The sequence below is a fragment of the Xanthomonas sp. PPL134 genome (assembly GCF_040595915.1).
Lineage (GTDB): Bacteria > Pseudomonadota > Gammaproteobacteria > Xanthomonadales > Xanthomonadaceae > Xanthomonas_A > Xanthomonas_A indica.
The window spans coordinates 266237-284975 of sequence record NZ_JAMDLL010000001.1 but is presented as its reverse complement, the minus strand read 5'-3'; the positions used below and the strand labels follow the sequence as shown (position 1 = coordinate 284975).

Annotated in this window: 14 protein-coding genes and 1 riboswitch; of the genes, 5 read left to right on the top strand and 9 right to left on the bottom strand. The window is 70.4% G+C overall.

All coding sequences use genetic code 11. The annotated features are described in order from the left end of the window. Nucleotides 1-1314: a HAMP domain-containing sensor histidine kinase gene (locus tag M3U25_RS01260; RefSeq protein WP_355495786.1), complete on the bottom strand. Its 1314-nt coding sequence runs from the start codon at nucleotides 1312-1314 to the stop codon at nucleotides 1-3. Next, nucleotides 1304-2005: a response regulator transcription factor gene (locus M3U25_RS01255; RefSeq protein WP_355495789.1), complete on the bottom strand. Its 702-nt coding sequence runs from the start codon at nucleotides 2003-2005 to the stop codon at nucleotides 1304-1306. Before M3U25_RS01255 ends, M3U25_RS01260 begins: the two co-directional genes overlap by 11 nt. 348 nt (nucleotides 2006-2353) lie before the next feature. Between M3U25_RS01255 and M3U25_RS01250 the strand changes: the two genes are divergently transcribed. From M3U25_RS01250 to M3U25_RS01240, 3 genes are all read left to right on the top strand, one after another. Further along, the gene (locus M3U25_RS01250) at nucleotides 2354-3133 is read left to right on the top strand and encodes a phosphatase PAP2 family protein (RefSeq protein WP_242156453.1); all 780 of its coding nucleotides are present in this window, start codon (nucleotides 2354-2356) and stop codon (nucleotides 3131-3133) included. Then, complete coding sequence (locus tag M3U25_RS01245; protein WP_242156451.1) at nucleotides 3130-4791, top strand: phosphoethanolamine--lipid A transferase; 1662 nt, start codon at nucleotides 3130-3132, stop codon at nucleotides 4789-4791. Before M3U25_RS01250 ends, M3U25_RS01245 begins: the two co-directional genes overlap by 4 nt. A 126-nt stretch (nucleotides 4792-4917) precedes the next feature. Next, entirely contained in the window at nucleotides 4918-6948 is a 2031-nt protein-coding gene (locus tag M3U25_RS01240) for a M2 family metallopeptidase (protein ID WP_355495794.1), read from the top strand. Nucleotides 6949-6972: 24 nt separating this feature from the next. Here the strand turns inward: M3U25_RS01240 and M3U25_RS01235 are convergent, their stop codons facing one another. From M3U25_RS01235 to M3U25_RS01225, 3 genes are read right to left on the bottom strand one after another with little or no spacing between them, the layout of a single operon-like run. Continuing rightward, on the bottom strand, nucleotides 6973-7503 hold the full coding sequence (locus tag M3U25_RS01235) for a GNAT family N-acetyltransferase (protein ID WP_242156448.1): 531 nt from the start codon (nucleotides 7501-7503) through the stop codon (nucleotides 6973-6975). 4 nt (nucleotides 7504-7507) lie between these two features. Further along, a complete protein-coding gene (locus tag M3U25_RS01230; protein ID WP_242156447.1) occupies nucleotides 7508-7921 on the bottom strand; it encodes a hypothetical protein in 414 nt (137 codons plus the stop codon). Between the two features lie 50 nt (nucleotides 7922-7971). Further along, complete coding sequence (locus tag M3U25_RS01225) at nucleotides 7972-9222, bottom strand: multidrug effflux MFS transporter (RefSeq protein WP_355495799.1); 1251 nt, start codon at nucleotides 9220-9222, stop codon at nucleotides 7972-7974. A gap of 289 nt (nucleotides 9223-9511) precedes the next feature. Continuing rightward, a riboswitch (glycine riboswitch) is annotated at nucleotides 9512-9616 on the top strand. Nucleotides 9617-9718: 102 nt separating this feature from the next. Here M3U25_RS01225 and gcvP point away from each other — a divergent pair. Together gcvP and M3U25_RS01215 are read left to right on the top strand one after the other, a co-directional pair. After that, complete coding sequence (gcvP, locus tag M3U25_RS01220) at nucleotides 9719-12580, top strand: aminomethyl-transferring glycine dehydrogenase (protein ID WP_355495802.1); 2862 nt, start codon at nucleotides 9719-9721, stop codon at nucleotides 12578-12580. A gap of 230 nt (nucleotides 12581-12810) precedes the next feature. Then, on the top strand, nucleotides 12811-14925 hold the full coding sequence (locus M3U25_RS01215) for a catalase (protein WP_355495805.1): 2115 nt from the start codon (nucleotides 12811-12813) through the stop codon (nucleotides 14923-14925). 656 nt (nucleotides 14926-15581) lie between these two features. Here M3U25_RS01215 and M3U25_RS01210 read toward each other — a convergent pair. The 4 genes from M3U25_RS01210 to M3U25_RS01195 are packed head-to-tail and all read right to left on the bottom strand — an operon-like array spanning nucleotide 15582 to nucleotide 18605. Further along, nucleotides 15582-16280, bottom strand: a complete 699-nt coding sequence (locus M3U25_RS01210; protein ID WP_355495808.1) for a glycosyltransferase family 2 protein — start codon at nucleotides 16278-16280, stop codon at nucleotides 15582-15584. After that, nucleotides 16277-16873: a class I SAM-dependent methyltransferase gene (locus tag M3U25_RS01205; protein WP_355495811.1), complete on the bottom strand. Its 597-nt coding sequence runs from the start codon at nucleotides 16871-16873 to the stop codon at nucleotides 16277-16279. Before M3U25_RS01205 ends, M3U25_RS01210 begins: the two co-directional genes overlap by 4 nt. Further along, complete coding sequence (locus M3U25_RS01200; RefSeq protein ID WP_355495814.1) at nucleotides 16870-17637, bottom strand: PIG-L family deacetylase; 768 nt, start codon at nucleotides 17635-17637, stop codon at nucleotides 16870-16872. Before M3U25_RS01200 ends, M3U25_RS01205 begins: the two co-directional genes overlap by 4 nt. Then, entirely contained in the window at nucleotides 17625-18605 is a 981-nt protein-coding gene (locus M3U25_RS01195) for an acyl-CoA dehydrogenase (RefSeq protein ID WP_355495817.1), read from the bottom strand. Before M3U25_RS01195 ends, M3U25_RS01200 begins: the two co-directional genes overlap by 13 nt. Nucleotides 18606-18739 lie beyond the last annotated feature (134 nt).

Here is an 18739-nt window from a genome sequence, read left to right as displayed (position 1 = left end):
CTAGGGCGCGGGCGACGGCGACGCAGCGCCCTGGTGCTTCAAGGCGCTGCTCAGGTCCAGGGTCGCGCGGGTGCCGCTGCCGGCCAGCGAATCCAGGTGCAACGCCCAGCCCAGGTGCTCGCACAACCGCGCGATCAGGTCCAGGCCAATGCCGCTGCCTTCGCGGCTGCCGCCGCCGCGCGCCATGCGCATGTAGATCGCGCTGATCTCTTCCGGGCTCATGCCGTGGCCGGGATCGTCGATGCAGACCACGCCCGGCGCCGGCATGGTGATCTCGATGCGGCCCTTGTCGCTGTTCTCGATGGCGTTGCGCAGCAGGTTGCCGATGGCCACCTGCACGATCGCCAGCGGGGTCAGCACCTCGCACGGCGGCAGCGGCGCCAGCACCAGTTCCAGGCGCTTGTCCGCGCACAGGTGGCGGTGATCCTCGACGATCTCCGGCAGCAACTGGTCCAGCCGCACCAGGTCGTTGCCGCGCGCCAGCCGCGCCGGATCCTTGGCCAGCACCAGCAGCAGCGAGATCAACTGGCCCACGCCGCTGGCGGTGCGGCGGATGCGCAGCAACTGGTTGCGTACGCTGGGCGGCACGTCGTGCTGCTCCAGCGCCAGTTCGGCGGCGCCGCCGATCACCGCCACCGGGGTGCGCAGTTCGTGGCTGGTGCTGTCGATGAAGGCGCGCTCGCGCTCCACGAACAGGTCGTTGCGCGCCAGGTAGTCGTTCAGCGCCTCGGCGATCACCACCTGCTCGGCGCTGGCGCGCGGATGCACCTCGATGCGCTGCCCGGGCCGGTCCGGCCGCAGGCTGCCGATGCGCTGGGCCATGTCGATCAACGGCTGCACCACCCGGCCCATGCCCCAGGCCACCAGGGCGCCGAGCAACAGCACCGCCACCGCGTTGGACACCAGCATCCACAGCGCCAGATTGTCCTCGTGGTCGTGCAGTTCGGTGATGTCCAGCGCCAGCGCCAGGCGGCGCCCGCGCACGTCCTGCACCAGCACCACCTTCTCGCTGCCTTCCAGCTGCACTTCGTCGTGCAGGCCGGGACCCAGTGCCGCCACGACCGGCGGCAGCGGCGCGCCGCCCTCGTCGCCGTACAGGCTCACCGTGCGGGTGTCGATCCAGCGGTACTCCGGGTCGGCCGCGCTGCGCGCCAGGAAGTGGTCCAGCTCGGAGGTCAGCAGCGAGCGCCAGGTGAGCTGCTCGGCCTGGTCGTTGACGATGTAGCCATGCACGAACACCGCCAGCGACAGCAGCGCCGCGTAGCCCACCAGCCACAGGGTCAGGCGCTGCCGCAGCCCGGCCCTAGTCGGCATGCTCGCCCTCGTGGGGACCGACCACCGCCAGGCGGTAGCCGATGCGCGGCAGGGTGTGGATCAGCTTGGCCGCGAACGGGCCGTCGACGCTGCGGCGCAGGTCGTAGATGTGCGAGCGCAGCATGTCGCCGTCCGGCGGCTCGTCGCCCCACAGCGCCTGCTCCAGGCGGTCGCGGGTGACCGCGGCCGGGCTGGCCTGCATCAGCACCTCCAGCAGCTTGCGGCAGGCCGGGTACAGGTGCAGGGTGCGCCCGCCGCGGGTCACCTCCAGCGTGGACAGGTCCAGTTGCAGGTCGCCCACCCGCAGCAGCCTGCTGCGGCCGCGGCCGCTGGCGCGCACCAGCAACGCCTCCAGCCGCACTTCCAGCTCCGGCAGCGCGAACGGCTTGGTCAGGTAGTCGTCGGCGCCGGCGCGGAAGCCGGCGATCTTGTCCGGCAACTCGTCGCGCGCGGTCAGCATGATTACCGGCACGTCGGCGTGGTGTTCCTCGCGCAACGCGCGCAGCACCTGCTGCCCGTCCAGCCGCGGCAGCATCCAGTCCAGGATCAGCGCGTCGTAGCGCTGGGTGGTGGCCAGGTGCAGCCCGGTGACGCCATCCGGTGCCGCATCCAGGGTGTGGCCGCGCACCTCGAAGTAGTCGAACAGGTTGGCGACCAGGTTCCGGTTGTCTTCTATGACCAGCAGCCGCATGGGGGCGCTCGAATTCGGGGGACGGACCCGCCCATGCTAGCGGAAGCGTGTCGGAACGCCGTCAGAACGGCGGCGCGTCTTGATCGAATCTCGACAAAACCTGGAAAGGATCCCAACACGACGGTCTCAGGCTGCCCTCCCCGCACGCCACCGCCGAGGCCCGACCGCCCCGCTCCCGAACCCCTTCCCACCTCCAGACGCCGGTGGCCCGGCGCTTGCATGACCGCGGCCGTGCGCAACCTTTGCTGAAGCCTCGGCCCTCCCATCCCGCAGTTCCGACAGCTATCCGACACCTGCAACCCGACCATGCCCCCACTTTCCCGCCGCCCCTGGCCGCCTTCGTCGACCATGCTCAGTACGCCCCTGCGATTGTCCGCTGCGGCGGCGCCCTCCCTCGGCGCACGCCGGTACTTCTATCTCTCCCACCTGTGGGTGCCGCTGACGCTGGTGCTGCTGGCCAGCACCGTGCTGATGGGCCTGGGTGGCGATTTCTGGATCGCCGACCTGCTGTATCGCTGGGAAGGCGGGCAATGGGCGCTGAAGGATGCGGCGCTGACCCGTAGCCTGATCCACCACGACGGCAAGATGCTCAGCGCCGCGGCGTGGGCGGTGACCGCCGCGCTGGCGGTGTGGGCGTGGCGCCGTCCCGATGGCCGCCGCTACCGTCTGCCGTTGCTGTACCTGTTGCTGGCGGTGGGGCTGAGCACCGGGGTGGTGTCGCTGCTGAAGTCGGTGACCCACATGGACTGCCCCTGGGACCTGACCCGCTACGGCGGCGAGCGGATCTTCGTGGGCCTGTTCGAGACCCGCCCGGCAGGCATGCCGCGCGGGGTATGCTTCCCCGCCGGTCATTCCAGTGCCGGCTATGCCTGGGTGGGGCTGTACTTCGTCGCGCTGGCGCTCAAGCCGGCCTGGCGCTGGCCAGCACTGGCGATCGGCCTCGGGGGAGGCTTGCTGTTCGGTCTCGGCCAACAGCTGCGCGGCGCGCATTTCATGTCGCACGACCTGTGGACGCTGGCCCTGTGCTGGGGCGTGGCACTGGGCCTGTACCGGGCGATGCTGTGGCCGGACGCGATGGCGTCGCAGGCCGACCGACGCCTCTCCATCACCAACGATTCCGCCGCATGAGCCATCCCGTCGCCCCGCCCTCGCCGTCCACCGCCTCCCGCGCCCGCTGGTGGGCCTGGCGCCCGCAGCTGAGCAACGAGATGCTGGCGCTGGCCGCCAGCGCGTTCTTCGCGCTGGCCTGCAACGGCATGTTCTGGCGCAGCGCGATGAGCGGCCACGCCGGCGACGTGAAGCTGGCGCTGTCGCTGTTCCTGCTGCTGCTGGCGGTGCACGGCCTGCTGCTCGGCCTGCTGCTGTGGCGCGGCATCGCCAAGCCGGTGCTGACGGTGCTGCTGATCACCACCGCGTTCGCCGCGCACTACATGAACAGCTACAGCGTCTACCTGGACGCGGACATGCTGCGCAACGTGCTGGCCACCGACCACAAGGAATCGCGCGAGCTGATGACCCCGGCGCTGATCGCGCCGCTGCTGTTCTACGCGGTGCTGCCGATCCTGGTGCTGTGGCGGGTACGGCTGATCCGGCGTTCGCCGCTGAAGGCGCTGGCGATCCGCGCCGGTTTCCTGGTCGGCATGCTGGCGCTGGGCGGCATCGCCGCGATGCTCTCGTTCCAGGACCTGTCGGCGATGATGCGCAACCATCGCGAGATCCGCTACCTGGCCACGCCGATCAACTACCTGGTCGCGCTGCGGCAGAACTTCAAGTCCGACAGCCCCACGCGCAAGGCGCCGAAACTGCCGCTGGAACACGACGCCAAGGCCACCGCGCGCGCGCCGGGCAGCAAGCCGCGGCTGCTGGTGGTGGTGCTGGGCGAGACCGCCCGCGCGCAGAACTGGGGCCTCAACGGCTATGCGCGGCAGACCACGCCGGAGCTGGCCAAGCGCGACGTGATCAACTTCCCCGACATGCACTCCTGCGGCACCAGCACCGAGGTCTCGGTGCCGTGCATGTTCTCGCCGTTCGGCCGCCACGACTACAACGAGAGCAACATCCGCAAGCACCAGTCGCTGCTGCACGTGCTCGAGCACGCCGGCATCGCCACGCTGTGGCGCGACAACCAGTCCGGCTGCAAGGGCGTGTGCGACGGCCTGCAGATCCAGCACCTGGACGATGCCAAGGATCCGCAGCTGTGCAGGGACGGCCGCTGCATGGACGAGATCCTGCTGCAGGACCTGGCCGCGCAGGTGCGCGCCAAGCCCGGCGACCGCGTGGTGGTGCTGCATCAGCTCGGCAGCCACGGCCCCAGCTACTTCGAGCGCTACCCGGCCGCGTTCCGCCGCTTCACCCCGACCTGCGACACCGCCGACCTGGGCAACTGCAGCCGCGAACTGATCACCAACGCCTACGACAACACCTTGCTGTACACCGATCACCTGCTGGCGCGCACCATCGACACGCTGCAGGCGATGCCCGACTACGACACGGCGATGATCTACCTCTCCGACCACGGCGAGTCGCTGGGCGAGAAGGGCCTGTACCTGCACGGCGTGCCCTACGCGATCGCGCCGCAGGAGCAGACCCACGTGCCGATGGTGATGTGGTTCTCGCCGGGCTTCGCCAGCGCGCGCGGCCTGGACCTGACCTGCCTGCAGGCGCGGTCGCGCAAGTACGCCGACCAGGACAACCTGTTCCCGTCGGTGCTGGGCTTGATGCAGGTCAGGACCGGCGTCTACGACCGCTCGCGCGACCTGTTCGCGCAGTGCGCCAAGCCGCAATGACCGAGCGTCCACGCGCCGCCCTGGCGTGATCGGACATGGCGGCGCGGCCAAGGGCGCGCCGCTCGAACTTGCGGCGGTGCGGGCGGGCCACTAGCCTTCCGGGCAATCGCCCTGCAAGGATTCGCCGTGAACCACCGCTCTCCGCTGCTCGCGCTGTGCCTCGGCGCGAGCCTGCTGACGCTGTCCGCCTGCCGCAAGGAACCCGCGGCCGAGACCGCCGCCCCGGCCGCAGCGCAGCCCGAGGGCGAAAGCGCCGACCAGTTCGTCGCCCGCATCAACGAGGAGTACCGCGCGCTGCTGCCGGAACTGACCGCGGCGCAGTGGCTGTCGGCCACCTACATCAACGGCGACAGCGAGCGGCTGGCGGCCAAGGCCAATGCGCGCTGGCTGACCACGCTCAACGGCTGGATCGCGCAGGCGCGGCGCTACGATGGCAAGCCGATGTCGGCCGACAGCGCCCGCGCGCTGCGCCTGCTGCAGCAGATGACCGCGATGCCGGCGCCGCGCGATCCGGCGCGGCTGGCCGAACTGGCCGCGCTGGCGACGAAGATGGAGGGCGCCTACGGCGCCGCCTCCTACTGCACCGGCGAGGGCGATGCGCGGCGCTGCCGGCAGTTGGGCGAACTGGAGGACGTGCTGCGCCGCAGCCGCGACTACGACCAGCAACTGGATGCCTGGCAGGGCTGGCACGCCGCCGTGCAACCGATGCGCAAGGACTACCAGCGCTTCGTCGAACTGGTCAACGAAGGCGCGCGCGACATGGGCTATGCCGACACCGGCGCGCTGTGGCGCAGCGGCTACGACATGCCGCCCGCGCAACTCGCCGCCGAGACCGACCGGCTGTGGACCCAGGTCAAGCCGCTGTACGAACAGCTGCATTGCTACGCGCGCGGCAAGCTCGACGCCGAATACGGCAAGGACAGGGGCGAGGTGGCCGGCGGCCTGCTGCCGGCGCATCTGCTCGGCAACATGTGGCAGCAGGACTGGAGCAACCTGTGGGACCTGCTGCAGCCCTATCCCGGCGCCGGCAGCCTGGACATCACCGACGCGCTGGAACGGCAGTACCAGGGCGACCTGAGCGCGGCGCTGGCGCGGCGCAACGGCGACACCTCGGCGGAGGCGCGGTTCATGGCCCAGCGCGAGGCGCAATTGCTCAGCGCGCGGCAGATGACCGAGCGCGCGCAGGACTTCTACACCTCGCTGGCGATGCCCAAGCTGCCGGACAGCTACTGGACGCGCAGCCAGTTCATCAAGCCGCTGGACCGCGACGTGGTCTGCCACGCCAGCGCCTGGGACATGGACATGGCCGGCGACGTGCGCACCAAGATGTGCGTCAAGCCGAACGAAGAGGACTTCACCACCATCTACCACGAGCTCGGCCACCTCTATTACGACCTGGCCTACAACCCGCTGCCGCCCCTGTTCCAAGGCGGCGCCAACGACGGTTTCCACGAAGCCATCGGCGACACCGTGGTGCTGGCGATGACCCCGCAGTACCTGCATTCGATCGGCCTGGTCGACGCACCGCAGGTCGGCCGCGAGGCACTGATCAATGCACAGATGCGCATGGCCCTGAGCAAGGTGGCGTTCCTGCCGTTCGGGCTGATGATCGACCGCTGGCGCTGGGGCGTGTTCGACGGCTCGATCGCCCCGGACCGCTACAACCAGGCCTGGTGGGAGCTGAAGGCCAAGTACCAGGGCGTGGCGCCGGCCACACCGCGCGGCGAGGACTTCTTCGACCCCGGCGCCAAGTACCACGTGCCGGCCAATACGCCGTACACCCGCTACTTCCTCTCGCACATCCTGCAGTTCCAGTTCTACAAGAGCCTGTGCGATGCGGCCGGCTACAAGGGCCCGCTGTACGAGTGCACCTTCTACGGCAACAAGGAAGCCGGGCAGAAGTTCTGGTCGATGCTGCAGCGCGGCGCCAGCCAGCCGTGGCAGGCCACGCTCAAGGAACTGACCGGCAGCGAGCGCATCGACGCCGGCCCGCTGCTGGAATACTTCGCGCCGATGCAGGAATGGCTCAAGCAGCAGAACCAGGGGCGGATGTGCGGATGGGATCCCGCGGCGCAGGCGTCGGCACAGGCCAGTCCGGCCACCCCCGCTGCATCCGCGCCCACGCCGGCGCCGACGACGCCACTGCGCCAGCGCTGAGCAGCCACGCATCCCGCTAGCGGATCAGTCGTCGGCCAGCCGCGCCCAGCGCTCGTGGTCGCGCCAGATCCCGCCGATGCGCAGGTAGCGCGGCGAATAGCCTTCGCGGCGGAAGCCGGCGCGCTGCGCCAGGGCCAGCGAGCGGGTATTGTCCGGCTGGATGTTGGCTTCCACCCGGTGCAGGCCCAGTTCGGCGAAGGCGTAGGCCACGCACAGGCGCAGCGCATGCGTCATCAGCCCGCGGCCCTCGCAGCCGGCCATGGCGTGGTAGCCCAGGTAGGCGCTCTGGAAACAGCCGCCGACCACCTGGCTGAAGGTGAACAGGCCGGCGAGCGCGCCCGTGCTGCGTTCGCGCGCCAGCAGGGCGATGTTGCTGCCGTCCAGGGTCTGCGCGTACCAGGCCTCGAACCCGGGCACGTCGGTGAACGGATAGGTCCACGGGTGATGCAGGGCGACGCTGGCGCGGTGCGCCTGGACCAGCGCGATGCCGTCGCGGCGCCGCACCCGCGCCAGCGACACGGCCTCCTGCGCAGCCTGGGCGGCGCTCTGGCCCATGGCCTCAGGCCGGCGCCGCCGCGCCGCCGTCGTCGCGGCGCATGACCTGGGCGTGGCGCGTCTTGAACTCTTCGAAGCTCAGGCCCTGCGCCTGCGCATCGGCATGCGCGGCGTCCTTCAGCGCGTCCGAGTACATCAGCCGCACCGGCGTGCCGGCGCGCTCGTGCAGCTCCGCCGCCTGCATGATCAGCGACAGCACCTGCGCGGCGCTCTCGCTCTGCCCGGCGATGCGCCCGTCCATGCCCAGTACCCACTCGCCGTCGCGGCGCACGATGCCGGCAAGCAGGGTGCGCTGCTGGTCGCGCAGCTCCGCGTGCGGTTCGATGGGCGCGGCCGGCGCGGCGCCCTCGGCGCGGTGGCGCAGGCGCTCGGCCAGCTTCTTGCGCAGATCGCGGCGCTGCTTGGACTGGATGGACATGCGGTTTCCTCAACGATGACCCGACGACGATAGCCCAACCGCGGCCATGCTCACAGCGGATCGGCCGGCTCCAGCCGCGGCACCTGCGCGTCCGGCCGCGGCAGGCGCTTGCCGCTGCGCCGCTCCCAGCGCCAGAAGCTCCAGCCCAGCAGGAAGAACGCGCCCGAGCCCAGCGCCAGGTGCAGCGCATGGCCGCTGAGCAGCGGCGACAGCACCCCGGCCACCAGCACGGTGACCATCAACTGGGTGAAGGCCTGCAGCGACGAGGCCAGGCCACGCTGGCGCGGATACATGTCCAGCACCGCCAGCGCCAGGATCGGGAAGATCAGCGCGGTGCCCAGGCCGGCGAAGAAGATCGGCAGCACCGCCCACGGCAGCGCGATGGCCGGCACCAGCGCGGTGTAGGCGATGTTGCCGGCTATCGACAGGCCGCAGCAGACGAAGCCGAAGCGCACCTGGCGCATCGGCCCCAGCCGCCCGGCCATGCGCCCGGACAGGAACGCGCCCAGGGTCATGCCGCCGATGGTGGGCAGGAACAGCCAGGCGAAGTCGCGCTCGGTCTTGCCCAGCAGATCGATCATGAACACCGGCGCCGAGGCGATGTACAGGAACACCCCGCCGAAATTGAACGCGCCGGCCGCGGCCAGGCGCTGGAACCGTGGATTGAGCGCGATGCCGATGTAGTCGCGCAGCAGCGTGCGCGGCGCCAGCGGCGTGCGCGCCTGCGGCGGATGCGTCTCCGGCATCCAGCGCAGGGTCGCCACCAGCAGCAGCGAGGAGAAGCCGACCAGGAACCAGAAGATCATCGGCCAGCCGCGGCCGCTGCCCAGGATCCAGCCGCCGATGATCGGCGCGATCGCCGGGGCGATGCCGAAGATCATCGACACCTGGCTCATCAGCCGCTGCGCATCGTCGCCGTGGTACAGGTCGCGGATCACCGCGCGGCCGACGATCATGCCGACGCCGGCGGAGACGCCCTGCAGCGCGCGGAAGACCAGCAGGGTCGGCAGGTCGCGCGACAGCGCGCAGCCGGCCGACGCCAGGATGAACACGACCAGCCCGGCGACGATCACCCGCCGCCGCCCCAGCGCGTCGGACAGCGGCCCGTGCGCCAGGCCCATCACCGCGTAGGCCAGCAGGTACACGCTGACCGTCTGCTGGATCGCCACCGGATCGGCGTGCAGGCGCTGCGCCAGCTGCGGGAACGCCGGGAAGATGGTGTCGATGGAGAACGGGCCGAACATCGCCAGCCCGGCCAGCAACAGGGCCATGCGGCGTGTGGACACGGACGGGAGCGTCATGGGGACATCATCCTGAAAAGCCGGCCGCGGCGGCCACAGGACGGGCGCACACGCGACGACGCCGTCCGGCATGGACGGGCGTGAGAGAAAGGGGTACGGCCATGATACGCGCGGCGGCCGCCTGCGCGCATCCACCATGGCTTGCCCATTCAGCCTGGCGTGGGGACGAACGGCCCGCCGTGGGCGCCGCCGGCCACGCTATAATCGCGGCGCAGCAAGGTGGGAGAAGCGGGGCGACCCGCTGCCGAAGGCGCAAACGCCCGTAATCGCTCAGGCCCGATACCACCCGCACCAAGACTCTGGAGAGACCGGTCAAACCCGGCGCCGAAGGGGCACGAAGCGCAGCGCCAGCCGCCGCTTCCAAACTCTCAGGCAAAAGGACAGAGGGGCATTGGGAAGACGCGTGCTTCCCGTCGATCGTGCCCGCCGCTGCGGCCCGACGATGGCCTTGCGCGCGTCCCCGCCTCCTCGTGCCTTCCTCAGCCGGACGACTGCCATGTCTCACACCTCTTCGCTGCGCGACCTCGAACACCATTCGGCCTTCATCGAGCGCCACATCGGCCCGAACGACGCCGAGATCGCGCACATGCTGCGCACCGTCGGCCACGACTCGCTGGAGGCGATGACCGACGCGATCGTGCCCGGCAACATCAAGTCGCCGGCCGCGCTGGCGCTGCCCGACGCCATCACCGAGGAAGAGGCGCTGGCCAAGATCCGCGCCATCGCCGACAAGAACACCGTGTTCCGCAGCTTCATCGGCCAGGGCTACTACGGCACCCACACGCCGAAGGTGATCCTGCGCAACATCCTCGAGAACCCGGCCTGGTACACCGCCTACACCCCGTACCAGGCGGAGATCTCGCAGGGCCGCATGGAAGCGCTGATCAACTTCCAGACCATGTGCGCCGACCTCACCGGCATGGAGATCGCCAACGCCTCGCTGCTGGACGAAGCCACCGCCGCGGCCGAGGCGATGACCCTGGCCAAGCGCTCGGCCAAGTCCAAGTCCGACACCTTCTTCGTGCACGACGCGGTGCACCCGCAGACCCTGGAACTGCTGCGCACCCGCGCCGAGCCGCTGGGCATCGTGCTGCGCGTGGGCACGCCGGAGGAAGCGCTGCAGGCCGAGTGCTTCGGCGTGCTGCTGCAGTATCCCGATAGTTTCGGTCACATCGGCGAGCACAAGGCGCTGGCCGACGCGGTGCACGCGCAAGGCGGCCTGGTCGCCGTCGCCACCGACCTGCTCGCGCTGACCCTGATCGCCGCGCCCGGCGAATGGGGCGCGGACATCGTGGTCGGCAACTCGCAGCGTTTCGGCGTGCCGTTCGGCTTCGGCGGCCCGCACGCCGCGTTCATGGCCTGCCGCGACGCCTACAAGCGCTCGATGCCGGGCCGCCTGATCGGCGTGTCGATCGACGCCGCCGGCAACCCCGCCTACCGCCTCACCCTGCAGACCCGCGAGCAGCACATCCGCCGCGAGAAGGCCACCTCCAACATCTGCACCGCGCAGGTGCTGCTGGCGGTGATGGCCTCGATGTACGCGGTCTACCACGGCCCCGAGGGCCTGGTGCGCATCGCCCGCCGCACCCACCGCCTGGCCGCGATCCTGGCCGCCGCGCTGCGCGGCGCCGGCGTCGCCGTCGGCGAGCGCTTCTTCGACACCCTGCACGTCACCGGCGTCGACGCCGAGGCCATCCATGCCAAGGCGCGTGCGGCCGGCATCAACCTGCGCGCGATCGACAGCACCGCGCTGGGCATCAGCCTGGACGAGACCGCCACCCGCGCCGACGTGATGGCGCTGGCGCAGCTGTTCGGCGCGCAGGCCGACGTGGACGCGCTCGATGCCGCCACCGCCGACGCGCTGCCGCCGCAGCTGCTGCGCCACAGCGCGTTCCTGCAGCATCCGGTGTTCAACACCCACCACAGCGAGCACGAACTGCTGCGCTACATGCGCGCGCTGGCCGACAAGGACCTGGCGATGGATCGCACCATGATCCCGCTCGGCAGCTGCACCATGAAGCTCAACGCCACCGCCGAGATGATCCCGGTGACCTGGCCGCAGTTCGGCGCGATCCACCCGCTGGCCCCGGCCGAGCAGAGCGTCGGCTACAAGCAACTGATCGACGAACTGGAAGCGATGCTGGTCGAGTGCACCGGCTACGACGCGGTCAGCCTGCAGCCCAACTCCGGCGCGCAGGGCGAGTACGCCGGCCTGCTGGCGATCCGCGCCTACCACCGCGCGCGCGGCGAAGGCCATCGCGACATCTGCCTGATCCCCGAATCGGCGCACGGCACCAACCCGGCCTCGGCGCAGATGTGCGGCATGACCGTGGTGGTGACCAAGTGCGACGGCAACGGCAACGTCGACGTCGCCGACATCCGCGCCAAGGCCGAGAAGTATTCCGACCGCCTGGCCGCGCTGATGATCACCTACCCGTCCACCCATGGCGTGTTCGAGGAAGACGTGGTGGCGATCTGCGAGGCGGTGCACGCGCACGGCGGCCAGGTCTACACCGACGGCGCCAACATGAACGCGCTGGTCGGCCTGGCCAAGCCCGGCAAGTGGGGCTCGGACGTGTCGCACCTGAACCTGCACAAGACCTTCTGCATCCCGCACGGCGGCGGTGGCCCCGGCGTCGGCCCGTGCGCGGTGAAGGCGCACCTGGCGCCGTACCTGCCACGCACCCTCGGCGGCGACGGCGACGTCGGCATGGTCTCGGCGGCCAGCTTCGGCTCGGCCTCGATCCTGCCGATCAGCTGGATGTACATCACCATGATGGGCAACAGCGGGCTGCGCAAGGCCACCCAGGTCGCGCTGCTCAACGCCAACTACATCGCCAAGCGCCTGGCGCCGTACTACAAGACGCTGTACACCGGCCGCAACGGCCTGGTCGCGCACGAGTGCATCCTCGACGTGCGCCCGCTGGAGAAGACCAGCGGCATCGGCGCCGAGGACATCGCCAAGCGCCTGATCGACTTCGGCTTCCACGCACCGACGCTGAGCTTCCCGGTCGCCGGCACGCTGATGGTGGAGCCGACCGAGAGCGAATCGCAGCACGAGTTGGACCGCTTCATCGACGCGATGATCCAGATCCGCGAGGAGATCGCCGCGATCGAGGACGGCCGCCTGGACCGCGAGGACAACCCGCTCAAGCACGCCCCGCACACCGCCGCGCAGGTCACCGCCAGCGAGTGGACCCACGCCTACCCGCGAGAGCTGGCCGCGTTCCCGCTGCCGACGCTGAAGCAGCAGAAGTACTGGCCGCCGGTGGCGCGCGTGGACAACGTGTACGGCGACAAGAACGTGATGTGCGCGTGCATCCCGGTGGAGGCATACAAGGAAGACGCGGTGGTCTGACCGCAACGTCGTTCGACGATGCATCCGAGACCCAGCCTCGCGCGCGAGGCTGGGTTTTTTTGTGCGTGCGCATCGCGCACCGCGGTAGACAAGTGCGCCGTCACACGGCGCGTTGTACGGCCCGTTCACGCCGTGCCGCCCAGGATCGGGACTTCCGCCACGTCCGCGCCTTCACGTATCGGGCACACCACCGCGACGCCCTCTTCCGCCACGCACCGGAGCGACCTTCCATGGCCAGCCGCAAGCGCACGCCCAGCGATTCCACATCATCCACCGCCCTCGTTTCCACCGCTGCGCCTGCCGATCAGCGCGGCCATGGCGATGAGTTGCATCAGCAAGCCGGCGGCACGCATCCGCCGCTGACCACCAACCAGGGCATTCCGGTCGCCGACAACCAGAATTCGCTGCGCGCCACCCCGCGTGGGCCGACCCTGCTGGAAGATTTCATCCTGCGCGAAAAGATCACCCACTTCGACCACGAGCGCATTCCCGAGCGCATCGTGCACGCGCGCGGCAGCGCCGCGCACGGCTACTTCGAGCTGACCGCCTCGCTGGCCAAGTACACCACCGCCTCGCTGCTCACCGAAGTCGGGGTGAAGACCCCGGTGTTCAGCCGCTTCTCCACCGTGGCCGGCGGCGCCGGCTCGGTGGACACCCCGCGCGACGTGCGCGGCTTCGCGGTCAAGTTTTACACCAAGGAAGGCAACTGGGACCTGGTGGGCAACAACATCCCGGTGTTCTTCATCCAGGACGCGCTGAAGTTCCCGGACCTGATCCACGCGGTGAAGATGGAGCCGGACCGCGGCTTCCCGCAGGCGGCCAGCGCGCACGACACGTTCTGGGACTTCGTCTCGCTGATGCCCGAGTCGCTGCACATGATCATGTGGGCGATGAGCGACCGCACCATCCCGCGCTCGCTGCGCATGATGGAAGGCTTCGGCATCCACAGCTTCCGCCTGCTCGACGCCGAAGGCCGCAGCACCTTCGTCAAGTTCCACTGGCGCCCGAAGCTCGGCCTGCAATCCACGATCTGGGACGAGGCGGTGAAGCTGGCCGGCGCCGATCCGGACTTCCACCGCCGCGACCTGTTCGAGGCGATTCAGCGCGGCGACTTCCCGGAATGGGAACTGGGCGTGCAACTGTTCACCCAGGAACAGGCCGACAGCTTCCCGTTCGACCACCTGGACGCCACCAAGCTGATCCCGGAGGAACTGGTGCCGCTGCAGATCGTCGGGCGCATGGTGCTGGACCGCTGGCCGGACAACTTCTTCGCCGAGACCGAGCAGGTGGCGTACTGCCCGGCCAACATCGTGCCCGGCATCGACTTCTCCAACGACCCGCTGCTGCAGGGCCGCCTGTTCTCCTACCTGGACACCCAGCTCAGCCGCCTGGGCGGGCCCAACTTCCACCAGTTGCCGATCAACGCGCCGAAGTGCCCGTTCGCGAACATGCAGCGCGACGGGCACATGCAGATGGGCGTGCCCAAGGGCCGCGTCGCCTACGAACCCAGTTCACTGCAGGCCGACAGCCCGCGCGAGACCGCGCGCGGCTTCGTCAGCCATCGCACCCAGCCCGACGACGGCGCCAAGGGCCGCGTGCGTGCCGAGAGCTTCGCCGACCACTACAGCCAGGCGCGGCTGTTCTACCGCAGCCAGACCCCGCCGGAACAGGCGCACGTGGCCTCGGCGCTGGTGTTCGAACTGTCCAAGGTCGACACCGCGCACGTGCGCGAGGCCGTGGTCGGGCACCTGCGCCACATCGATCCCAAGCTGGCGCAGCGCGTCGCCGACGGCCTGGGCATGGACGGATTGCCACCGGCGCCGCCGGCCGCGGTCGCCCCGCAGGATCTGCCGCTGTCGCCGGCGCTGCAATTGATCGGGCGGATGAAACCCACCCTGCAGGGCCGCGCGATCGGCATCCTGATCGACGAGGGCTCGGACGCCAAGACCGTGCGCGAGCTGCGCAAGGCCGCCAGCGACGCCGGTGCCGCGGTCAAGATCGTGGCACCCAAGCTCGGCGGTGCCGTGCTCAGCGACGGCAAGCGCCTGATCGCCGACGGCCAGTTGGCCGGCACGCCCTCGTTCGTGTTCGACGCGGTGGCAGTGGTGCTGTCGGCCGAAGCCGGCAAGCGGCTGAGCAAGGAATCGGCAGCCATCGACTTCGTCAGCAACGCCTTCGCCCACCTCAAGGCCATCGCCGCCGACGCCGGCGCGCAGCCGCTGCTGAAGGCCGGCAACGTGCAGAAGGATGCCGGCGTGATCGAGGCCAGCGACAGCAAGGGCTTCGTCGCCGCCGCCAAGACCCGGCAGTGGAGCCGCGAGCCGAAGCTGCGCCTGTTGGCCTGAGCAATGCGGTGGTTCCCGCCATGGCGCCGCACGGTGGCGCCATGGCGAGACCCGCATTTCCGCCACCGTCCGCCGCCCTGATGCCCCCGACGAGGCGTCCGAGACAGGCTCCAGGGCCTGCCTGACGCCGCCCGAAAAATCGCCTGGTCAATTTTTCGCCACCCCTCTTGACACTGTTGTGTCACGGGCCGGCGTCGGCCTTATCCACAACCTTATGCAGAAGTCATCCACACCCCCTGTGGACAACGGGGCGCGTGCGCCCTCACCTCCGCCAAACCACCAAGTAATTGATTCAGAACAAAAAGCAATGTCACGGACTTGACAAGATTGGGCCGAGCGGCTCCTGGGCGGCCAGCCGCCAGGCGCGACGGCAAAAACTTATCCCGAACCCCGGCGGGGCGTGTCTACCGCCACCCCAGGTGAAGGGGGCGTGAAAATTTCACATGTCGACGACGGACGGTGAGCCGACCTCCCAAAGCCCCTGTCGTACCGGCCGTCGGCCGTGGCCTGGGGGCACACGACCGCGGCGTCGATGCCGCACTGCGGCACTCCTGCAAGACGTCTCAGCCTCCGGCGCCGGACCGCCACGAAGGCAGGCCCGTCGCGGGACCGCGCCCATCGCTGCCTCGTCGCCTGGATGGACCGCCGCGCCGCGCTCAGGCCATGACGTCGCCGTCGGCCGCCGGCAGCAGCGCATTGACCAGGCGGCGCTCCATCTGCTTGAGATAGTCGCTGAAGCCGCCCCGGGCACGCGCCACGCGCCGCGCGCTGGTGGTCACCACCGGTTGCGCGCGCCGCGCGATCCGCGCCTGCACGCGCACCATCGCCTCGACCAATGCCACGTCCTCGTGCGCGGCCAGCGGCAGGAAGCCGCCGCAGCGCCGGTACAGCTCGGCGCTGAGGCCCAGGTTGGCGCCATGCACGTGCGGGTGGTCGTCCTCACGGCACTCGCCGGCCAGATAGGCATCGCGCACCCTGGTGTCGTACTCGGCCCAGTCGTCCACCGTGACGATGCCGCAGAACGCGTCGCTGGCGCAGTCCAACTGGGCCGACAGCCAGTTCGCCGGCACCACCGAGTCCGCATCGGTACAGGCCAGCCAGCGTGCGCCGGCGGCCAGCGCCGCCTGCGCCGCCGCCGCACGCGCGCTGCCGACATTGCCGCTCTGCAGCGCGATGGCGTGCGCACCATGCGTGGCGACGATGCCGGCCGTGCCGTCGCTGCACCGGTCCAGGGCGACGAACACCTGCACGTCCTCGCCGCGCAGGCCCGTGCATCGCGCCGCGCGCGCCACCGAGCGCAGGCAGGCGCCGATCAACGCCTCCTCGTCGTGCGCCGGGATCAGCACCGCGATCACCGCAGCCGCTCCGCCGCGGCCACCGAATACGGGGTCGCGCTCCAGGCTTCGAGCAACACGTCGTCGTCCTCATAGCGCAACAGCCGCGGCAGCGCCAGGCGCTGCGCCAGGCGGGCGTGCACCGCACGCCCGTCCATGCAGGCCTGCGCGAACGGATGCAGCCAGTGGCAGGCGACCAACACGCCCTGCTCGCTCAGCGAAGCGCGCAAGCGCTGCGCGCATTCCTGCAGTTGCGGCAGCGGCAGGTAGTAGCCGACCTCGCTGAACACGATCAGGTCGAAACGGCCCGTCGGCCAGGTGCGCGGATGCTCGGCCTGTTGCACCTGCACGTGCGCCGTGGCGGCATTGCGCTGGGCGGCCAAGGCCACCGCGCGCTCGGAGAGGTCGGTGGCCAGCAGCGCATCGCAGCGCGGCGCCAGGGCGGCGGTCAGTTCGCCGTTGGAGCAGCCGAACTCCCAGGCACGCGCGAAGCGCGCGCGCGGCAGGCTGGCCAGCAGCAGCGCGCGTTTGCGCGCCTCGTACCAGCGCTCGCGATAACCGAACGGATCGTCGTCGCGGTAGAGGGCGCCGAAATAGGCCTGGACCGAACTCATGCGACAAAGACCTCGAAGCGGCGGGCGAACCGTTGCAGGACCTGCGGCGGCAGGATCGGCGATGACACCGTCGGCTGCGCGGTGCCCAATTGCGAAGCGAAGCACTGCAGCGCGTCTTGTTTGGCCTGCCAGTCGGCGTCGTTCAAGGCATAGCGGACGGCGCCGTGCAGGGCCGGCGGCGCGGTGTCGGCCTGCAGCCAGTGCCAGGCCCAGACCGGGAATTCGAGCAGACGTGCATCGACGGCGGCGACGGCCTGCCGCACCGCGCGCGCGCTGGCCTCGTGGTCGGGATGGCCATCGCGGTGCCAAGTGGTCAGCACCAGGTCGCCGGCGTGCAGCTGCGCATGCAGGCGTTCGGCCAGCATCGTCTCCTGCGCGCCGACCTGGCCATCGCCCAGACCCAGGTGACAGATCGCGGCGGGGTCGACGCCCAGGCGGCCCACGGCGGCGGCAAGCTCGGCGCGACGCACCGTGCGCAGGCGCTGCGGCGTCCAGTACGGATCGTGCGGATAGCAGGCCTCGCCGTCGGTCACCGCAATCAGCTGGACGGGGACGCCCAGCCGGCGCGCGCACGCGATCGCGCCGCCACAGCCCAGCGCTTCGTCGTCCGGATGCGGCGACACCACCAGCAATCGCGCGGCGCCCGCGATCAGGTCTTCGATCGGACGCTGCGGCAACGCGGCCAGCCAGGGCGAACGCTGCCATGCCGACTCCGGCGTGCCGTCGCCATGGATCTGCGGCTTCGGCGCACTCACAGCCGCCATGGCCGCGCCTGCTCGCCCAGCGCCTGGCCGAGCGCGGCCCAGTCATGCTCGGCATGGCTCTGCCGCACGAACACCGCGAGGTCGGCGCAACGCAGCGCATGTTCGCGGTCGCTGCACAGCGGCGCTGGGCCGAGTGCCCGGCCGACGCGATCGAGCACATCGGTGGCCGCGCGTTCCACGAACGAACGCAACCGGATCACCGCATGCCGATGGGCCTGCCCGGGCGCGGCATCGATGGCGGCGGCCAGGTCGCGCAGCAACGCGCGGGCCGCGCCGAGCTGCTGGTCGATCACGCCCAGGTGCATCGCCGCATGCGGGTCGCGCGGCAGCTTGGGATGCGCGCGCAGACGCTCGGCCACCGCGCACGCGGCACCGTACCAGCACGCCGCGATGCCGGCGCCGCCGTGCCAGAACCCGGGGCGATGCAGATACTGGCCCGGCGCGCCGACCGCCAGCGCCGGGACCGCATCGAAGGTCACCGGCCCGCTGACCACGCGGGCCATGCCGACCGCGGCCCAGGCCTGTACGTCGATGGCGATGCCGGGCTGGCGCAGTTGCACCTGCACCAACTGCTGCCGCTCCGCGTCGTGCGCGGTGATGAGCGCCTGGTCGACGATGCCGGCGCCGGAGCACCAGGCCTTGCGGCCGTGCACCTCGCCGCGTGGCGCATTGCCGCGATAGGCCAGGCGCGCGTCCGGCGCTTCCGCAGCCCACACCGCGAACAGCTGCCCGGGCGGCGGCGCCGGCGCACCAAGTTCGGCGAGGATCGCCTGTGCGTCGTAATGCGCTTCCAGTACCTTGGCCAGGCACACGTCGACCGCGGCGATCTCGGCGAGGATCCGCCAGCGGTCCAGGGTGTCGCCGCCGCCAGGCAGCGGCAAGTGTGGATAGCGTGCCAGCGCGTGCAGCGCAGCGGCGCGCAAGGCATCGGCATCGCCGAGGGCGGTGGGAAGGCGCAGTTCGGTCAAGCGAGTCCTCTATGCGAAGGCGGCAGGCAAAGTCGGCGCCGCCGCCATGTGATCACAGCAGACTGCGTGCGCATGGCGCGTGTGCGCGCGGCACGGCAACGTCCACACGCATGAAGCATTCATCCCCGGCGCGT